Genomic DNA, 15,534 nt, shown 5'->3' with positions numbered 1-15,534 from the left:
CCTGATGCTGACGGGTGACGAGAACATCGTCGACATCGACTTCCAAGTTGTTTGGAACATCAACAACGCGGAAGAATTCCTCTTCAACCTGCGTGAGCCACAAACAACCATTCGCGCTGTTTCGGAATCTGCAATGCGCGAAATTATCGCGCAGAGCGAGCTGGCCCCGATCCTCAACCGCGACCGTGGCCCTATTGCCGACCGTTTGAAAGACCTTATCCAGTCAACGCTCGACAGCTACAGCAGTGGCGTGAACATTGTGCGTGTGAACTTTGACAAGGCCGATCCGCCCGAAGAAGTGAAACAGGCGTTCTTTGCTGTTCAGTCAGCCGAGCAAGACCGTGACCGCCTTGAGAAGCAGGCTGACGCCTATGCCAACACCGTCCTTGCGGCGGCGCGTGGTGAATCTGCTCAGGTGCTTGAAGAGGCCGAAGGCTACCGTGCCCAAGTTGTGAACGAAGCCCAGGGTGAAGCCAGCCGCTTTACCGCTGTTTTGAGCGAATATTCCAAAGCGCCAGAAGTGACACGTAAGCGTCTCTACCTGGAAACGATGGAAGAAGTGCTTGGCAACGTTGATAAAATCATCCTCGATGGCAATGCCAGCGGGCAAGGGGGCGTTGTGCCTTATCTGCCGCTCAACGAGCTGCGCCGTAACACAACCACGCCAACAGGAGGGAGCAACTGATGCGCTCCACAACATATATCCTGCCAGTGATTGTGCTGGCGCTTGCCGGTCTGCTCTCGTCTATTTTCATTGTGGACGAGCGTGAAAAGGCTCTGGTGCTGCAGTTCGGGCGCCTTGTGGACATCAAGGACGAGCCGGGTCTAGCGTTTAAGATCCCGCTTATTCAGGAGGTTATCCGCTATGACAATCGTATCCTGAGCCGTGATATTCCCCAGCTTCAGGTGACACCGTCAGATGACCGCCGCCTCGAAGTGAACGCCTTTGCGCGCTATCGCATCAATGATGTGGAACAGTTCCGTCAGGCGACAGGTGCGGGCGGTGATCAGGCCATCGAAGTGGCGGGTCGCCGGCTTGACTCGATCCTGCGTTCGGAAACGCGCGAAGTCTTGGGTACGGTTTCGTCCAACGACATCTTGAGCTCTGACCGTGCTGCGCTGATGCTGCGCATTCGCAACGGCGCGATTGCCGAAGCACGGTCGTTGGGGATTGAAGTGATCGACGTTCGCCTCAAGCGCACCGACCTGCCCAATGCCAACCTCGCGGCGACATTCTCGCGGATGCAAGCCGAGCGGGAACGCGAAGCGGCAGACGAGATCGCCCGTGGTAACGAAGCGGCGCAGCGCGTGCGCGCGCAAGCGGACAGAACCCGTGTTGAAATCACCTCTGATGCCCGCCGCCAAGCCGAGATCATCCGAGGCGAGGCCGATGCGCAGCGCAACGCGATCTTTGCCGAGGCCTATGGCGCAGATCAGGAGTTCTTCGAGTTTTACCGCTCGCTCAACGCCTATCGTGGCGCGCTTACGGGCAACAACACAAGCATGGTCATGTCGCCTGACTCAGAGTTCTTCAACTATCTGAAGAACGAAAACGGCAACTGATGACGATTTGGGCAACTGCCCTTCTGGCCCTCGGGCTGGTGCTACTTTTGGAGGGGCTGGTCTATGTGCTGGCCCCTTCGCTTATTGAAGATATGTTGCGTGCTCTCAGAGAGCTGCCGCCAGAGGCGCGCCGCATGATTGGCGCACTGATGATGGTGCTTGGTCTGCTTTTGGTCTGGGGCGCAAAGGCGCTTGGCGCGTGAGGTCTCGGCGTGTTCTCGCCGTTTCACGCTGCGATCACGCGCGTTTGAGTGGAGGTGCTCGGACTTGGCGTTGATAATGAAACTTCCTAGTTTACATATATATGAGATTGAACCCGCGCCGCTTGGTGTGGAATGATCGCATGAGATAAAGGAGCATCAGTGTGAGACAGGCTACAAAAGTTATTGCTATTAAAACCACCGAGGCGGGCGTTGTGCGCGCGCTTTGGCTGATGATGCTGGGCGCGGCCCTCTTTCTGGCGCAGGCAATCGCAGCGCAGGCGCGACCCGAGAGCTTTGCTGACCTTGCTGAACGGGTCAGCCCCGCAGTGGTAAACATCACCACCTCAACGATGGTGGCACGCGGCACTGGGCCAGGGGCGATTGTGCCGGATGGCAGCCCGTTTGAAGACTTCTTCAAGGAATTTCAGGACCGCAACGGACAGGGCAACCGCCCACGCCGTTCTTCGGCGCTTGGCTCGGGGTTTGTAATTTCGGAAGACGGCTACATTGTCACCAACAACCACGTCATTGAAGGCGCGGATGAGGTGATTATCGAGTTTTTTGAAGGTGGAGAACTGGAAGCCAAAGTGATCGGGACCGATCCGAAAACAGACATCGCGCTTTTGAAAGTCGAGAGTGATACGCCGCTGGCTTTTGTGCCTTTTGGCAACTCTGACACTGCGCGCGTCGGCGACTGGGTCTTGGCTGTGGGCAATCCTCTGGGGCAGGGTTTTTCTGTTTCTGCAGGGATTGTCAGCCAGCGCAATCGCGCGCTCCAAGGCGCATATGACGACTACATCCAGACCGACGCGGCGATCAACCGTGGTAACTCGGGTGGACCGCTCTTTAATATGGATGGTGAGGTTGTCGGTGTGAACACTGCGATCCTGAGCCCCAATGGCGGCTCTATCGGGATCGGCTTCTCTATGGCATCAAACGTTGTGACGCGTGTCGTGAACCAGTTGCGCGACTTCGGTGAAACCCGTCGTGGCTGGCTTGGTGTGCGCATTCAGGATGTGTCTGATGATGTGGCCGAGGCGATTGGCCTTGAGAAGACCGCTGGTGCGCTTGTGACGGATGTTCCTGACGGGCCTGCAAAAGATGCGGGGATGCTTTCAGGTGATGTTATCTTGAGTTTTGACGGTGTCGATGTAGAAGACACACGCGGACTTGTGCGCACCGTGGGCAACGCGGATGTGGGCAAGACTGTGCGGGTGATCGTGTTCCGTGAAGGAAAGACCCAGACACTCAAGATCACGCTCGGCCGCCGAGAAGACGCGGAGAGCAATGAAGCTCCTATGGAAGAGGACACGAGTGACGAAGGCGATGTTCAGGAGATGGAGATGCTTGGCCTCAAGCTGGCACCATTGACTGACGATTTACGCGAGCAGCTTGAGCTGGGCGCGGATGCCAATGGTCTGGTTGTCACCGATGTGGACGAAGCGGCAGAGGCCTTTGAAAAAGGGCTGCGTGCGGGCGATGTTATCACCGAGGCTGGCCAGCAGAAAATTGCCACGGCGGGTGAGCTTCAGGCGCAGGTCGATGCGGCTAAAGAGGCGGGGCGCAAGTCTCTTCTCTTACTCGTGCGCCGCGCGGGTGAGCCACGGTTTGTGGCGTTGACGCTCGACTAAAGTCTTGAGATACGGATATGAAACGGCCGCCCGAGTGATTGGGCGGCCGTTTTCTTTTGGAAAAGCGCTCAGCTGGCGCGGCGGTTGAGGGCGACGGAGCTGAGGGCCATATCGGTTAGGCCTTGGCCGCGTTCTTGGGACGCCATGAAAATAACGGAGACAAACTGCGCGATCGGGAACATCCACGACAGCGTATAGCCAAGTGTATGCAAGAGCGCGTCAGACACATCAAAACGCGCGCCATCGCGGGTGCGAAACTCGATCGCCGTGAGGCGCATACCGAGGGTTGCCGAGCCATTGGCTAGACAGATTACGCGGTAGGCGAAGTTGACCAAAAAGGCGAGCAGGGGCAGAAAAAATAGCCCTGTAAAGGCTGTGAACGGTAGGATCAGAACAACCAGGAGCACGATGATAACCGTGTCAATCGCCCATGATATCAGTCGCTTGAGGGGCACATCAGCATAGAACTCTGGCTGGTAGTGGGGGTCAGGCAAATCAAAGCTTTGGGTGTTCATCGTGTCCTCGTGAATAACAGTCTTGGCCCTCAAGATAGGAGGGCCAAGCGGGGTTTGTTAGGCTTTTTCTGTTTCTTCATGCTCTGAAGCGTCGTGGGCCTCAGCGCGCTCATCCATGAACTGGTCAAACTCAGCCTTGTCTTTGGCATCACGCAGGCGCTCAAGGAAGGCTTCAAAGTTGTGCTGCTCTTCTTCGAGGCGGCGCAGTGTTTCTTCTTTGTAAGCGTCAAAGGCTGCGTTGCCAGACGTGCGCGAAGCGGTGAAGCGTGCGTGCTGTTTGGCGCAGCGCTTGCGGCAGGAGCCAGAACCAAGGCGTTTGGTTGTGATCATGTAAAACAAGAGCGCAAGGCCGATCGGCCAAAATGCGATAAAGCTGAGGACCATAGCGGCGATCCAAGCCCCTTTGCCTTTGTCATCAAGCCAAGCCTCGGCGCGGGCAAACCATCCTTGGGAGGGGGAAGAATAGGGAACGGCGTGTGTCATGTTATTAAACTCCTTACTGGTATGCATCTCAATGTGAATGCTCTTCACATTGCCAATATTGGTGTCGAGGGGACGTCCCGCAAGGGTCTATGTTAAACAAATTTACATTTATAAAATTCAAGTCGTAAAATCAGCGTGTTGTGCCGCAGATTTTTCCAAAAGTCGGACAGGTGTGAGGCTGAATACATGGTGTGGCGTGCCCGCGGCGGCCCAAATAAGCGGGAAATCCATCAAGCGCGGATCAAAAAAGCTACGGATCGGGGTCTTGTGCGCGAGCGGGGAAACCCCACCGATGGCAAAGCCAGTCTGCGCTCGAACAAGTGCGGCATCTGCACGCCCAAGAGGCTCGTCCGCAAGAGCGGCTGCCTTGTTCTCACAAACCTGATTGCCGCCCGCTGTAATGAAGAGAAGCGCTTGGCCAGTCGTTTGCCCCTGAAAGATGATCGACTTGGCGATCTGATCCACTTCAACGCCGAGCTCTGCGGCGGCTTGCAACGCGGTTTTGGCCTCACCCGTTTCTCGGATTTCTGTCGCTTCACCTTCAAGAGCAGCACTCACGCGCTTGAGACTTTTTGACATGGTTCGGCTCCTCTTCGCGATTGACGCGGCTTTGGGCGCGGCGCATCCTTAGGTATGGAATTTGCACAGAAAATCAGCCGCCTGCCAAGGGTTTATGACAGCGATCGTGGCGCTGAGGGGCGCGCGCTTTTTGAGAGTTTGAGCGGTGATCTTGCCAAGCTTGTTGAAGGCGCGGCAGGGTGTAGCCCCTATCTGCTCTCTTTGATGATGCGCGAGGCTGCTTGGATGGTGTCAGCTTTTGATGCGCCCAGGGCTGGGCTTGACGCCGAGTTTGCGCGGCTGCGCGAGGTCGGCGCTCCAGATTTACCAAGTGAATTGCGCCGCGCAAAGAAGCGCGTGGCTCTTTTGACAGGACTGGCTGATCTGGGCGGTGTTTGGTCGCTTGAAGAGGTCACAGGCGCTTTGACAAATTTTGCCGATCTCTCGGTACAGTTGAGTTTGCGCGCCACCTTGGGGGCTGAAGTGCGACGCGGCAAGCTACCAGGCATGAGCCTAGACGATCTGGAGACTCTGGGTGGGATGTTTGTGCTCTCGATGGGAAAAATGGGGGCCTATGAGCTCAACTATTCCTCAGATATTGATTTGATCTGTCTCTTTGATGAAGCCCGCTTTGAGCGCGATGACTTCTTTGAGGCGCGCAAGGCGTTCATCAAGGCGACGCGCGGAATGAGTGCGATGCTCAATGACCGCACCGCCGAGGGCTATGTCTTTCGCACGGATCTGAGGCTACGCCCTGATCCTGCTGTGACACCTGTGTGTATGGCTGTCGAAGCGGCAGAGCGATATTACGAGAGCCTCGGGCGTACATGGGAGCGCGCGGCCTACATCAAGGCCCGCTGCGGTGCAGGCGATCAGGCGGCAGGGGAGGCGTTTCTGGAGACGCTGCGCCCGTTTGTCTGGCGCAAGCACCTCGACTTTGCGGCGATTGAGGATGCTCATAATATGCGCCTGCGTATCCGAGAGCATAAGGGGCTTGGTGGCAGGATCGACTTGATGGGCCATAACATGAAGCTCGGACGTGGCGGTATACGCGAGATTGAGTTTTTCACCCAGACTCTCCAGCTGATTTCGGGTGGGCGCGACACTGATCTTCGCGTGCGTGGCACTGTGCCTGCGCTGGGCGTTTTGGCGCAAAAAGGCTGGGTTCCAGAGGATGTGGCTGAGACACTGGTGAACCACTACCGTGCGCATAGAGAAGTTGAGCACCGTGTGCAGATGATTGCGGATCAGCAGACACATTTGTTGCCGACAACAGGCGAGGGCATGGAGCAGCTTGCGGCCTTTATGGGCGTTGAGCGCGGCGCTATGGAAAAGGAGCTCACCGAGCGCTTGGAAGAGGTACATGCGCTGACCGAGGGATTCTTTGCGCCTGATGCCGTGAGCCCAGCCCCCGATATGCCTGAACTGGACGGCGAAGTGATCAGCCGATGGCCGACCTATGCGGCGCTCAGATCAGAGCGGGGCACGCAGATATTTAACCGTCTGAAGCCTGATATATTGAGTGCTTTGGCCAAGTCTGCCGATCCGCATGGCGCGCTCTTGGCATTTGACGGGTTTCTGGCAGGGTTGCCGGCTGGGGTGCAGCTCTTTTCGCTTTTTGAAGCCAATCCGCAGCTTGTGAATTTGATTGTGGACATTGCGAGCACAGCGCCTGCGTTGGCGCATCATTTGAGCCGCAATGCCGGCGTTTTTGATGCGGTGATTGGTGGGGATTTCTTCGCGGATTGGACGGGCGCGCTTGCGCTCACTGCCGAGCTTGGCGCGCGTTTGGAAGAAGAGGATGATTACGAGCGCAAACTAGATGTTGCGCGACGCTGGATGAAGGAGTGGCACTTTCGGGTCGGGGTTCACTTCCTGCGTGGAATTACAGGCGCAGAGGAGGCGGGCGCACAATATGCCGAGCTTGCCGAGGCTGTGCTGCGGGCGCTATGGCCCGAAGTCGTGGCGCAGTTTTCTGCAAAACATGGTCCTCCTCCCGGAAAAGGGGCAACCGTGATTGGGATGGGCTCTCTTGGCGCGGGACGCCTCACAAGTGCGTCGGACCTTGATATTATTGTGATTTACGATCCTGAGGATGTGGAAATGTCGGAGGGCCGCCGCCCTCTTGCGACACGGCCCTATTATGCGCGGCTTACGCAGGCCTTGGTGACTGCCGTAACAGCTCCGATGGCTGAGGGGCGGCTCTATGAGCTCGATATGCGCTTGCGCCCATCGGGCAATAAAGGCCCCGTGGCGACAAGCTGGCCTGCGTTTAGGGCCTATCAAGAGGGTGAAGCGTGGCTTTGGGAACATCTTGCGCTGGTGCGGGCGCGCCCGATTTGTGGGCTGGAAAGCTTGGGGCAGGCGTTTAACGACTTCCGCAAGCAGCTTCTGGCAGAAAAGGGCCAAGACCATGCGCGTACTGTGACAGGCGTGGCCGAGATGCGCGCCAAGATTGCGGCAGCCAAAGCCCCGAGCGGGCCGTGGGATGCAAAGATCGGTGCTGGGCGCTTGCAGGATATCGAGCTGTTTTCACAGATGGGAGCTCTTGCAGGTGGCGTGTCAAATCTACGGGTGCAGGCGGGCGTGAAGGGGCTTGTCAGCGCAGGGCTGATTGATAAGGCGCAAAGTGAGGGCTTGATGCGGGCCTATCGACTCTTGTGGGCGCTCAACCTGACCACACGGTTCTTGTCGGACAAACCGTTTGATGCCGATGTGGCGAGCGAGGGTGCGACCCAGCTTGTGCTGCGCGAAACGGGCGCGAAAGACCTTGCCTCTTTGCAAGCGGAGCTGCAAAGCTGCGCTACGACAGCGGCGGATGTGATCGCGGCCAATCTCAGGGGAGCAGGTGATGAAGGGTGATATTTACGATCCAAAAGCTTTGATACGTGAAGCCTATAACATCGAGGGGATTACGGCCTCTGAGTGCCGCTCGATCTTTCTGGATTGGGCTCTGAGCTTGCCTGACGAACTGGACCAAACAGAAACTATTGCGCTTTTGCTAGATCGCCATAAGAGCGAAGGACATCCTATGAATGATGTCTTGCAAGAGGGGTTGGCCACGATGGAGCGACCGCGCCGCCGTGGTGGCTGGCAAGCGCGCCGCAATTAATCTCTGTTCAAAATCAGATGCTTGCCTGCCTTGTGTCGATTTGAACACATTGCGATGCGCCAAGTAATGACCCCCAATCTGCCTTAAAGTTGTCCGATTCTGCCTCCAATCTGCTGTCTGAGCAGTAAAGCGGGCTAAAGCCCTAGGAGGACGAAGATGAAACTTATGAAAGCAGCACTCGTTGTCGCAATGGGCCTGAGCATTTCTGGCTGCGCGAGTATGGACGTGGCCACCCGCAACGCACCGTTTGTGGGCGGCAAAGAACAAGAAATTTTGAGCCAGCCCGTGGCCGTGAACGACATCAAAGTGAATGTGTCACGTGAGCTACGTGTTTCGGAAGCAGAGCTTTATTACCCTGTGGCAGATATTGTCTGGCGCGGTGACGCACGCGGCGACCGCTATGAGCAAGTGAGCGCCATCTCTGAAAGCAGTGCGAAAGCGGCAGCACAAGACCTGACCGTCGGCCAGAAAGCGAACATCGAAATCGATGTTTTGCGCTTTCACTCTGTGACCGACAAAGCGCGCTACACTGTGGGTGGAAACCATTCGATCACTTTCATGCTGAGTGTGAAAGACCCTGAAACTGGTCTCGACTTGATGGCGCCGCGAAAGATCAAACCAGATTTGCACGCTTTTGGCGGACAAGAAGCCATTGCCGCCGACGCCCGTGGTGAGACACAAAAGAAGCGTGTCAGTGCGCATCTGGTAAACGTTATCCACAAAGAGTTGAGCGCATCGGTTGCGCCAGAAGCGATTGTGAGCCGCAATGCACAGGCCAGCCTTCCGTTTGCGCCCGTAGCTTCGCAAAACAGTCTTTACTAAGGCTTTCACAACCTGAGAAAAGTGATGTAAGGGGGCTGTATGACACAGCTCCCTTATTCCGTTATTCGCCTCAAACCCAAAGCAGACGCGCGCAAGATTCGTCACGGCGCACCTTGGGTGTTTGACAATGAACTCGTGCTTGACCGCCGTACGAAAGCCATTTCAAAAGGTGAGATTGTGCTTTTGGAAGATGCCGATCGCGCGCCCTTGGGGCTTGTCGGCTTCAACGCCGAGAGCCGTATTTCGGGGCGTATGCTGGAGCGAAATGTCAACGTTCCTGTCGATGTTGCATGGTTTAAAGCGAAGCTTTCAAAGGCTTTGGAGATGCGTGAGCGGCTTTATAGCGAACCGTTCTATCGCCTTGTCCATGCGGAGGCAGACGGGCTTCCTGGTGTGGTCATTGACCGTTTTGGTGACACGGTTGTATTGCAGCCTAACGCGGCTTGGGCCGAGATGAAGCTTGATGCGCTATGCGAAGCTTTGCTTGGGCTGGGCGGGATCACGACGATCCTGAAAAACTCGGCTGGCCGCGCCCGAGGCTTGGAAGGCCTCGACGATGTGAGCGCTGTCTTGGCGGGTGTTGCCCCAAGCGCGCCCGTACCTGTTAAGATGAACGGTGCAACCTATATGGCTGACCTCACTGGCGGACAGAAAACAGGGATCTTTTTTGACCAACGCGACAATCAGGCTTTTGCCGCAGAGCTCAGCCAAGGCGCTGATGTGCTTGATGTTTTCTCGCATGTAGGCGGGTTTGGGCTCGCGGCTTTGGCGGGAGGTGCGACAAGCGCTCTTGCTGTGGACGGCTCGGCACCTGCTCTTGAATTGGCGACTGAGGGTGCGAAGGCTTCGGGCGTTTCTGAGCGCTTTGAAACCCGTGTGTCAGATGCATTTGATGCGCTGGTGGCATTGGCGGAAGAGGGGCGTACATTTGACGTTGTGATCTGTGACCCACCCGCTTTTGCGCCGTCTAAGAAAGCGCTCGACGCAGGATTGCGGGCTTATGAGCGGATTGCACGGTTGGCTTCTGTTTTGGTCAAGGATGGCGGCTATTTGGGCCTCTGTTCGTGTTCTCATGCCGCTGACTTGAGCAAGTTTCGCGCCGCGTCTAGCCGTGGCATTGGCCGAGCGGGGCGCACAAGCCAGCTGATCCATACGGGTTTTGCAGGGCCTGATCATCCGCTGATGCCGCAGCTTGCAGAAAGTGGCTATCTCAAAGCGCTGTTTTATCGCCTGTGAAGTTACTGCTCGATACTTGCGTGCTGTATCCGACAGTTATGCGCGAGATGCTCCTTGGTGTGGCGGATGCGGGGGCGTTTGAGCCATTTTGGTCTGCTGAAATCGAGGGTGAGTGGGCACATACTGCCGAGAAGCACGAGCGAGGCGCACGTGCTTTTGCGGAAGGTGAAATTGCGTTGCTCAATGCTCGCTGGCCGAATGCGCGGGTGCGCTATGGCGATGGGCTAAAGGCGCGCCTTTGGTTGCCGGATGCGAACGATATTCATGTGCTCGCAGCTGCGATTTCAGGCTCAGCTGATGCAATCATCACATTGAATAAAAAGGATTTTCCGCCACAAATCTTGGCTGAAGAGGGGCTGAGCCTGTTGGACCCTGACGCATATTTGCGCGGACTTTGGGCCGCGCAGCCGGAGCTTGTGTCAGGCGTCGCCTCGCGGGTTTTGGCCAAGGCTCAAGAGCTGTCAGGACAGGATTGGGACATGCGCGGCTTACTCAAGAAAGCGCGTTTACCGCGACTTGCGAAGGCGCTTTCTTAGGCGTCTTGCCAACGACTTTCGAGTGCACGTATGGCGGCAATACGCTCTTCGGTTTTTGGGTGGCTCAAGAGCCATGCGGGCGGGCGGCCTGCGACCGCGCCTGTGAGGGTTTCGAGCTTGTGAAACAGCTCAATCTGCGGCGTCACGCCAAAGCCTGCCTTTGTCATCAAAGCGGCGGCGTATTCGTCGGCTTCGTATTCGTCAGAGCGTGAAAGACGGGCGGCGAGGAGGCTTGTGGCGAAGTTGGCGAGCCAGAAGCCTATCACAGGAATGAAGCGCGACAGCACAGCGCCAAGGGCCATGCGCATTGCATTTTGGCCTGAAAAATCGATCATGCGGCGGCGGGAGTGGCCAAGGGCGACATGGCCAAGCTCGTGTGCAATGACGCTGGCGAGCTCTTCGGCGGAAACTTCGTTTGATCGAAATTTGTCGTAGAACCCGCGTGTTATGAAGATGCGGCCATCGGGTGCGGCAAGGCCATTCACGGGCTCAATCTCATAAAGGTGGACACGCACGCGAGGGATGCCGAGGGCTGCTGCGAGACGTTCGAGAACAGGCTGAAACGCGGGATCGGCCAGCTCGGTGGACTTTGCATCCAGCTCTTTCAGCGTATTGCGCACGGAGAAGCGGTAAATGATGTAGCCATAAATCAGCGGCAGAAGGATTGGCAGAAGTTTTAGCATGCCACAGATATGGGGTGTTTGGAGCTACCACGCAACGGGCATTTTGGTTGGGCCGCGAAAGGCCCAGCCCGTGAAGGGAACTTCGCCATCAAGACGCAAATCGGGGCAGGCAGCGAAGAGCTTGGGCAGGGCGACCTCCGTGATCAGAGACCGTGCCACAGCCGCGCCACCGCAGAAATGCGGACCCGCTCCGAAGGGAAGACTTGGGCCAGTATTGCGCTTGATATCGAAGGTCTCTGGGGCTTCGAAATAGGCTTCATCATGGCCTGCTGAGGAGAACATAAAGAAGATACGTTCGCCTTTTGTGAACTGGACTCCACCAATGACCTCGTCTTTAGCGACCTCGCGCGGGGACATGCCTATGGGGGATATCCAGCGGAGGTATTCGTCAAACACCTCACCCCAAGTTGCGGCGCCGCTCTTTACCATGTCGAGTTGTTCTGGATGGGTAAGTAGGGCCCAAGAGGCACCAGCGATGGCGTCGCGAGGTTCGTTTTGACCCCCCGAAATGATCAGTTTGATGTTGGCACGAACGGACTCTATTGGCAGCCCAGCCTCAAGCATCACGCAAAGTGCTGACTTGTTCGGGTGTTTCGTGACAATCGGGATCATTTCGTCGATGTGATCGTCTATTGAGCGTGTGCAGTCATGGCAGTTGGCCTCAACTTCAGGCTTCCCTGCATAGTTGGCGCAGCCGTCGATCATACCTTGGCTGACGCGGTCAAGCTCGGCGGCTTCCATGTTTGTCAAGCCTGTCACGAGCTTGAGTGTCTCGGCTGAAATGACCATGGCGTAGTCTCGGACGAGATCGCAGGCTTTGTTTTCGGCTAGGAATTGCAGAAGCTTGTCTGCCTTAACATCAATTTGCGGGAGCCAGATATCGCGCATTGTCCGCGGGCTGAGCGCGGGAAAAAGCGCGCGGCGCTCAAACATATGCGCTTCGCCGTCCTTGCGCATCAGGTTCTCGCCCATAAGCTTGGTCATTAGGCCTTCGGGTTGCTCGGATGAAAAAATGTCGATGCGTTTTTCTTGGGTGAAGATGTCATCGCGGCGTGTGAAGAGCGTTGCATTTAACTCGGGCACAAAGGAGATGGGCGCGTGCGCACGCATGTGTGCCAGATCTGGATAGGGATCGGCTGCAAATCGTATCGGGTCTATGTGCGTGACAGGGGCATTGCTCATGGGGCAAGGTTAGGGGCGAGGTCAGATTCGGGCCAGCGGAATATACACAAGGCTCATGACATGCAGACTTACGACTTGGACGACGGTTATGGCGGGGCGGCAAAGCTGGGCCTAATTGTGCTCTCAACAGATGAGACGCTTGAAAATGAGGCGCGCCAAGTGCTTGCAGGGCGGGCTGTAAGTCTTGTCCATGCGCGTATCAGGGCTGAGGCTGATGTGACGCCTGAGGCTCTTAAAATGATGGAAAAAAGGCTCCCTGAGGTCGCGCAGCTTTTGCCCCAAGGGCTTAAGGCTGTGGGCTATGCCTGCACCTCAGCGAGCACTGTGATTGGGCCTGCACGGGTTGCTGAATTGGTACAAGACAGCCATCCACAGGCGGCAGTGAGTGACCCTATTTCGGCAGTCATGGCTGGACTTCACGCGCTCAAGGCCAAACGGATCGCTTTTGTCAGCCCCTATGTTAAAGAGGTGACTGCACCGATGCGCGCGCTTTTGAGCGCGAATGGGTTCGAGGCAGTGAGTGAGTTTAGTTTTGCGGAACGTGAAGATAGAAAAGTCGCGCGGATCAGTGAGCAGAGTACACTTGAAGCAATAGAAAACGTTTCGAAAATATCAGAATGCGATGCCGTTTTTGCCAGCTGCACAAACCTGCGTACCTTTGGTATTTTGGAAGAAGCAGAACAGCGCGCGGGATGCCCTGTGATCTCCTCTAATCAAGCGCTTTTGTGGCATTTGATCAAACTTGCAGGCCTGAAATCTGAGGGCTGGGGGCCAGGGGCATTGTTTAAACAATAGTTTGTGGGCCAAAATATAAACGGCGCTCGTGGTGACAGGTTGGCAGACTGTGCACTCTGGCAGCGAGACAATCGAAACGCTAGCGGCGTGCCCGCCGTCTGGAGAGTTTGAGTAACCAGCGCCCCAGAAAAAAGCTGCTGCCGAGTGCGGCAAGCAGGCCCAGCACCTGAGTGATGAGGTCGGAAGCTATCATAAGGTTGTGCGAGAAGACCTGTCCGAGCGTCACGTAAAGCGCGACCCAGAGGGCTTCGCCGGCGGCGGCCCAAAGTGTAAAGCGTGCCCAGCTGAGCCGAGCAGCCCCTGCCGCCAAATTTGCGTAGGGACCGAGCGGAGAAAAGAGCCAGCGCGTAAGAAACACGCCATAGTTGCCGTGGCTCAGAAGGTAGGCGCGCGCGCGGGAATAGAGGCGGCGGCGTTTGGGGCGGCTGGCGAGCTTGCGCTCTATAAAGGCTCCACCACCTCGGCCTGCAAAATAGCCGAGCTGATCACCCGCAGCAGCTCCAGGGAAGGCTGCGGCGGCGACCGCGCTTGCGCTCAAGTCACCAGAGGCCACAAAAGCTCCCGCTGCCAGCATCATCAGAGAGGAAGGCACTGGCAGAGCAAGACAGGAGGCAAAGGTTGTCAGGGCGAGCAGGGGTGCGCCGTAGGTGGCTAGAAGTTGGAGGAGTGTATCGCTCATTTGGGAGGCGAGTGGGCTGTCAGATAGCTCTCTGCGATAGCTATGATCGTCTCAAGAGGTACCCCGCGCTTATCGGCAATATCTTGCAGTGTGGGGCGCTCTTTGGGCGCTTCGCTGACGCCGAGATGTTTGGCTAGCTTGGGGCCGTCAACGTTCCAAGAGTTGGCAATGTAGCGTGGTGTCATCCAGCCTTCTAGGGGCTGGGCTTGATGGGCTGGGTCTGACCAGTAGATAGCGTGACGAACAAAGCCCGTCGCAAAAAACAAAACCAGTGCGAGAGTGAGAGCGAAAGCCAAAAACATTACAGGGTGGGAGCGAAGAACACCAATCAGCCCATTCTGCCGGCGAGACATCAGAGAAGCTCGCGCATGGCGGCTGTTATGCCATCAAGCGTCATCGGGTGCATGCGGTTTTCGAAAATCTCTTGGATCATCCCGATGGAGTGGGTGTAGCTCCAGTATTTCTCAGGTACTGGATTGATCCACACGTTGTTGGACCAATGTTCGCGGGTGCGCTCCAGCCAGACTTGACCTGACTCGGCGTTCCAGTGCTCGTTCGCGCCGCCAGGGTAGGCAACCTCATAGGGCGACATGGAGGCATCACCGACGAAGATACACTTGTAGTCTGCCCCGTAGGTGCGCAGAACCTCCCATGTGGGAGTTTGCTGATCCCAGCGGCGTGCGTTGTCTTTCCAGACGCCTTCATAAAGGCAGTTATGGAAGTAGAAGTGCTCAAAGTGTTTGAACTCGGATTTGGCGGCGGAGAAAAGCTCTTCGACCATTTTGATATGCGGATCCATCGAGCCGCCAATATCGAGAAATAGGAGGACTTTCACGGCGTTGCGCCGCTCTGGGCGGGTCTTGACGTCTAGGTAGCCGTGCTCGGCTGTGGCGCGGATTGTGCCGTCAAGATCAAGCTCGTCATGCGCGCCATCACGCGCCCAGCGGCGCAGGCGCTTCAGTGCAACTTTGATGTTGCGTGTTCCAAGCTCGACATCGCCATCGAGGTTTTTGAACTCGCGTTTGTCCCAGACTTTGACGGCGCTTTTGTGGCGGCTCTCGCTCTGGCCGATGCGCACGCCTTCGGGATTGTAGCCATAGGCGCCGAAGGGGGAGGTTCCGGCTGTGCCGATCCATTTGTTGCCACCCTGGTGTCGGGATTCCTGCTCTTTCAGGCGTTCTTTCAATGTTTCCATGAGCTTGTCAAAGCCGCCTAAACTTTCAATCTCGGTACGCTCTTCAGCACTCAGATGCTTTTCGGCGAGTTTCTCAAGCCAATCGGCAGGGATGTCGACTGCTTCTAAGACATCACCTAAAGGGAGATCCTCCAGTCCTTTGAAACTATGTGAAAAAGCACGATCGAAGCGATCAATGTGGCGCTCGTCTTTGACCATGGCTGTGCGCGCGAGGTAATAGAACCCTTCAATGTCATAGGTGACCAAGCCGGCTTTAACGGCCTCAAGGAAGGTCAGATATTCGCGCAGGGAGACAGGGATGCCAGCTTCTCGGAGGTTCTCAAAGAAGGGCAGAAACATCG

18 protein-coding genes are annotated in these 15,534 nt (G+C 56.6%); 10 read left to right on the top strand and 8 right to left on the bottom strand.

Translation table 11 applies throughout. The features are described from left to right. From hflK to P8O11_RS05750, 4 genes are all read left to right on the top strand, one after another. On the top strand, nt 1–685 hold a 685-nt coding region (gene hflK, locus P8O11_RS05765; protein ID WP_300292595.1), incomplete at its 5' end, for an FtsH protease activity modulator HflK. Continuing rightward, entirely contained in the window at nt 685–1,563 is an 879-nt protein-coding gene (hflC, locus tag P8O11_RS05760; RefSeq protein ID WP_300292593.1) for a protease modulator HflC, read from the top strand. The genes hflK and hflC, both read left to right, overlap by 1 nt. Then, nucleotides 1,563–1,766 carry a DUF2065 family protein gene (locus tag P8O11_RS05755; RefSeq protein WP_300292591.1) on the top strand — a complete coding sequence of 68 codons (204 nt, stop codon included), beginning with the start codon at nt 1,563–1,565 and terminating at the stop codon, nt 1,764–1,766. The genes hflC and P8O11_RS05755 overlap by 1 nt, the downstream gene beginning before the upstream one ends. Before the next feature lie 230 nt (nt 1,767–1,996). Further along, nucleotides 1,997–3,397: a Do family serine endopeptidase gene (locus tag P8O11_RS05750; protein WP_300292597.1), complete on the top strand. Its 1,401-nt coding sequence runs from the start codon at nt 1,997–1,999 to the stop codon at nt 3,395–3,397. A 68-nt stretch (nt 3,398–3,465) separates the two neighbouring features. Here P8O11_RS05750 and P8O11_RS05745 read toward each other — a convergent pair whose 3' ends face one another. The 3 genes from P8O11_RS05745 to P8O11_RS05735 all read right to left on the bottom strand — a co-directional run bounded on the left by P8O11_RS05745 (nt 3,466) and on the right by P8O11_RS05735 (nt 4,974). Continuing rightward, the gene (locus P8O11_RS05745) at nt 3,466–3,912 is read right to left on the bottom strand and encodes an RDD family protein (protein WP_300292589.1); all 447 of its coding nucleotides are present in this window, start codon (nt 3,910–3,912) and stop codon (nt 3,466–3,468) included. Between the two features lie 57 nt (nt 3,913–3,969). Beyond that, on the bottom strand, nt 3,970–4,395 hold the full coding sequence (locus P8O11_RS05740) for a DUF2852 domain-containing protein (protein ID WP_300292587.1): 426 nt from the start codon (nt 4,393–4,395) through the stop codon (nt 3,970–3,972). 117 nt (nt 4,396–4,512) lie between these two features. Further along, entirely contained in the window at nt 4,513–4,974 is a 462-nt protein-coding gene (locus P8O11_RS05735; RefSeq protein WP_300292585.1) for a YbaK/EbsC family protein, read from the bottom strand. A 54-nt stretch (nt 4,975–5,028) separates the two neighbouring features. Here P8O11_RS05735 and P8O11_RS05730 point away from each other — a divergent pair, with 54 nt between their 5' ends. The 5 genes from P8O11_RS05730 (at nt 5,029) to P8O11_RS05710 (ending at nt 10,659) form a co-directional block, all read left to right on the top strand. Next, nucleotides 5,029–7,815: a glutamine-synthetase adenylyltransferase gene (locus P8O11_RS05730; protein ID WP_300292583.1), complete on the top strand. Its 2,787-nt coding sequence runs from the start codon at nt 5,029–5,031 to the stop codon at nt 7,813–7,815. Beyond that, nucleotides 7,805–8,065 carry a hypothetical protein gene (locus tag P8O11_RS05725; protein ID WP_177170648.1) on the top strand — a complete coding sequence of 87 codons (261 nt, stop codon included), beginning with the start codon at nt 7,805–7,807 and terminating at the stop codon, nt 8,063–8,065. The genes P8O11_RS05730 and P8O11_RS05725 overlap by 11 nt, the downstream gene beginning before the upstream one ends. A gap of 156 nt (nt 8,066–8,221) precedes the next feature. Further along, on the top strand, nt 8,222–8,887 hold the full coding sequence (locus P8O11_RS05720; RefSeq protein WP_300292580.1) for a DUF6778 family protein: 666 nt from the start codon (nt 8,222–8,224) through the stop codon (nt 8,885–8,887). A gap of 39 nt (nt 8,888–8,926) precedes the next feature. Next, nucleotides 8,927–10,123 carry an RSP_2647 family RNA methyltransferase gene (locus tag P8O11_RS05715; protein WP_300292578.1) on the top strand — a complete coding sequence of 399 codons (1,197 nt, stop codon included), beginning with the start codon at nt 8,927–8,929 and terminating at the stop codon, nt 10,121–10,123. Beyond that, nucleotides 10,120–10,659, top strand: coding sequence for an RSP_2648 family PIN domain-containing protein (locus P8O11_RS05710; protein WP_300292576.1), 540 nt, complete (start codon nt 10,120–10,122; stop codon nt 10,657–10,659). The genes P8O11_RS05715 and P8O11_RS05710 overlap by 4 nt, the downstream gene beginning before the upstream one ends. On the opposite strand, the gene P8O11_RS05705 is transcribed toward P8O11_RS05710, so the two are convergent. Then, nucleotides 10,656–11,342: a M48 family metallopeptidase gene (locus P8O11_RS05705; protein ID WP_089889670.1), complete on the bottom strand. Its 687-nt coding sequence runs from the start codon at nt 11,340–11,342 to the stop codon at nt 10,656–10,658. The genes P8O11_RS05710 and P8O11_RS05705 overlap by 4 nt on opposite strands. A gap of 24 nt (nt 11,343–11,366) precedes the next feature. Beyond that, on the bottom strand, nt 11,367–12,524 hold the full coding sequence (locus tag P8O11_RS05700) for a cytochrome P450 (protein WP_300292573.1): 1,158 nt from the start codon (nt 12,522–12,524) through the stop codon (nt 11,367–11,369). A 60-nt stretch (nt 12,525–12,584) separates the two neighbouring features. Between P8O11_RS05700 and P8O11_RS05695 the strand changes: the two genes are divergently transcribed. Beyond that, nucleotides 12,585–13,319: an Asp/Glu racemase gene (locus P8O11_RS05695; RefSeq protein ID WP_300292571.1), complete on the top strand. Its 735-nt coding sequence runs from the start codon at nt 12,585–12,587 to the stop codon at nt 13,317–13,319. A gap of 79 nt (nt 13,320–13,398) precedes the next feature. On the opposite strand, the gene P8O11_RS05690 is transcribed toward P8O11_RS05695, so the two are convergent. Genes P8O11_RS05690 through P8O11_RS05680 form a run of 3 tightly spaced genes read right to left on the bottom strand, consistent with a single transcriptional unit; the run spans nt 13,399 to nt 15,532 of the window. Beyond that, complete coding sequence (locus tag P8O11_RS05690; RefSeq protein ID WP_300292569.1) at nt 13,399–13,998, bottom strand: DedA family protein; 600 nt, start codon at nt 13,996–13,998, stop codon at nt 13,399–13,401. After that, the gene (locus P8O11_RS05685; RefSeq protein WP_300292567.1) at nt 13,995–14,351 is read right to left on the bottom strand and encodes a hypothetical protein; all 357 of its coding nucleotides are present in this window, start codon (nt 14,349–14,351) and stop codon (nt 13,995–13,997) included. Before P8O11_RS05685 ends, P8O11_RS05690 begins: the two co-directional genes overlap by 4 nt. Further along, nucleotides 14,351–15,532 (bottom strand): VWA domain-containing protein, encoded by a 1,182-nt coding sequence (locus P8O11_RS05680; RefSeq protein ID WP_300292565.1) that lies wholly within the window; start codon nt 15,530–15,532, stop codon nt 14,351–14,353. Before P8O11_RS05680 ends, P8O11_RS05685 begins: the two co-directional genes overlap by 1 nt. Nucleotides 15,533–15,534: the final 2 nt, after the last annotated feature.

It is taken from the genome of Lentibacter sp., from assembly GCF_029254145.1.
In the GTDB taxonomy this organism is placed as follows: Bacteria; Pseudomonadota; Alphaproteobacteria; order Rhodobacterales; family Rhodobacteraceae; genus Lentibacter.
Note: the sequence above shows the minus strand (reverse complement) of the source record. Positions and strands in the feature narration are given on the sequence as shown.

What these genes read in the sequence shown, in the direction of transcription:
- hflC (WP_300292593.1), top strand. Translation starts at nt 685, where the DNA reads ATGCGCTCCACAACATATATCCTGCCAGTGATTGTGCTGGCGCTTGCC.
- P8O11_RS05755 (WP_300292591.1), top strand. Translation starts at nt 1,563, where the DNA reads ATGACGATTTGGGCAACTGCCCTTCTGGCCCTCGGGCTGGTGCTACTT.
- P8O11_RS05750 (WP_300292597.1), top strand. Translation starts at nt 1,997, where the DNA reads ATGATGCTGGGCGCGGCCCTCTTTCTGGCGCAGGCAATCGCAGCGCAG.
- P8O11_RS05745 (WP_300292589.1), bottom strand. Translation starts at nt 3,912, where the DNA reads ATGAACACCCAAAGCTTTGATTTGCCTGACCCCCACTACCAGCCAGAG.
- P8O11_RS05740 (WP_300292587.1), bottom strand. Translation starts at nt 4,395, where the DNA reads ATGACACACGCCGTTCCCTATTCTTCCCCCTCCCAAGGATGGTTTGCC.
- P8O11_RS05735 (WP_300292585.1), bottom strand. Translation starts at nt 4,974, where the DNA reads ATGTCAAAAAGTCTCAAGCGCGTGAGTGCTGCTCTTGAAGGTGAAGCG.
- P8O11_RS05730 (WP_300292583.1), top strand. Translation starts at nt 5,029, where the DNA reads ATGGAATTTGCACAGAAAATCAGCCGCCTGCCAAGGGTTTATGACAGC.
- P8O11_RS05725 (WP_177170648.1), top strand. Translation starts at nt 7,805, where the DNA reads ATGAAGGGTGATATTTACGATCCAAAAGCTTTGATACGTGAAGCCTAT.
- P8O11_RS05720 (WP_300292580.1), top strand. Translation starts at nt 8,222, where the DNA reads ATGAAACTTATGAAAGCAGCACTCGTTGTCGCAATGGGCCTGAGCATT.
- P8O11_RS05715 (WP_300292578.1), top strand. Translation starts at nt 8,927, where the DNA reads ATGACACAGCTCCCTTATTCCGTTATTCGCCTCAAACCCAAAGCAGAC.
- P8O11_RS05705 (WP_089889670.1), bottom strand. Translation starts at nt 11,342, where the DNA reads ATGCTAAAACTTCTGCCAATCCTTCTGCCGCTGATTTATGGCTACATC.
- P8O11_RS05700 (WP_300292573.1), bottom strand. Translation starts at nt 12,524, where the DNA reads ATGAGCAATGCCCCTGTCACGCACATAGACCCGATACGATTTGCAGCC.
- P8O11_RS05695 (WP_300292571.1), top strand. Translation starts at nt 12,585, where the DNA reads ATGCAGACTTACGACTTGGACGACGGTTATGGCGGGGCGGCAAAGCTG.
- P8O11_RS05690 (WP_300292569.1), bottom strand. Translation starts at nt 13,998, where the DNA reads ATGAGCGATACACTCCTCCAACTTCTAGCCACCTACGGCGCACCCCTG.
- P8O11_RS05685 (WP_300292567.1), bottom strand. Translation starts at nt 14,351, where the DNA reads ATGTCTCGCCGGCAGAATGGGCTGATTGGTGTTCTTCGCTCCCACCCT.
- P8O11_RS05680 (WP_300292565.1), bottom strand. Translation starts at nt 15,532, where the DNA reads ATGTTTCTGCCCTTCTTTGAGAACCTCCGAGAAGCTGGCATCCCTGTC.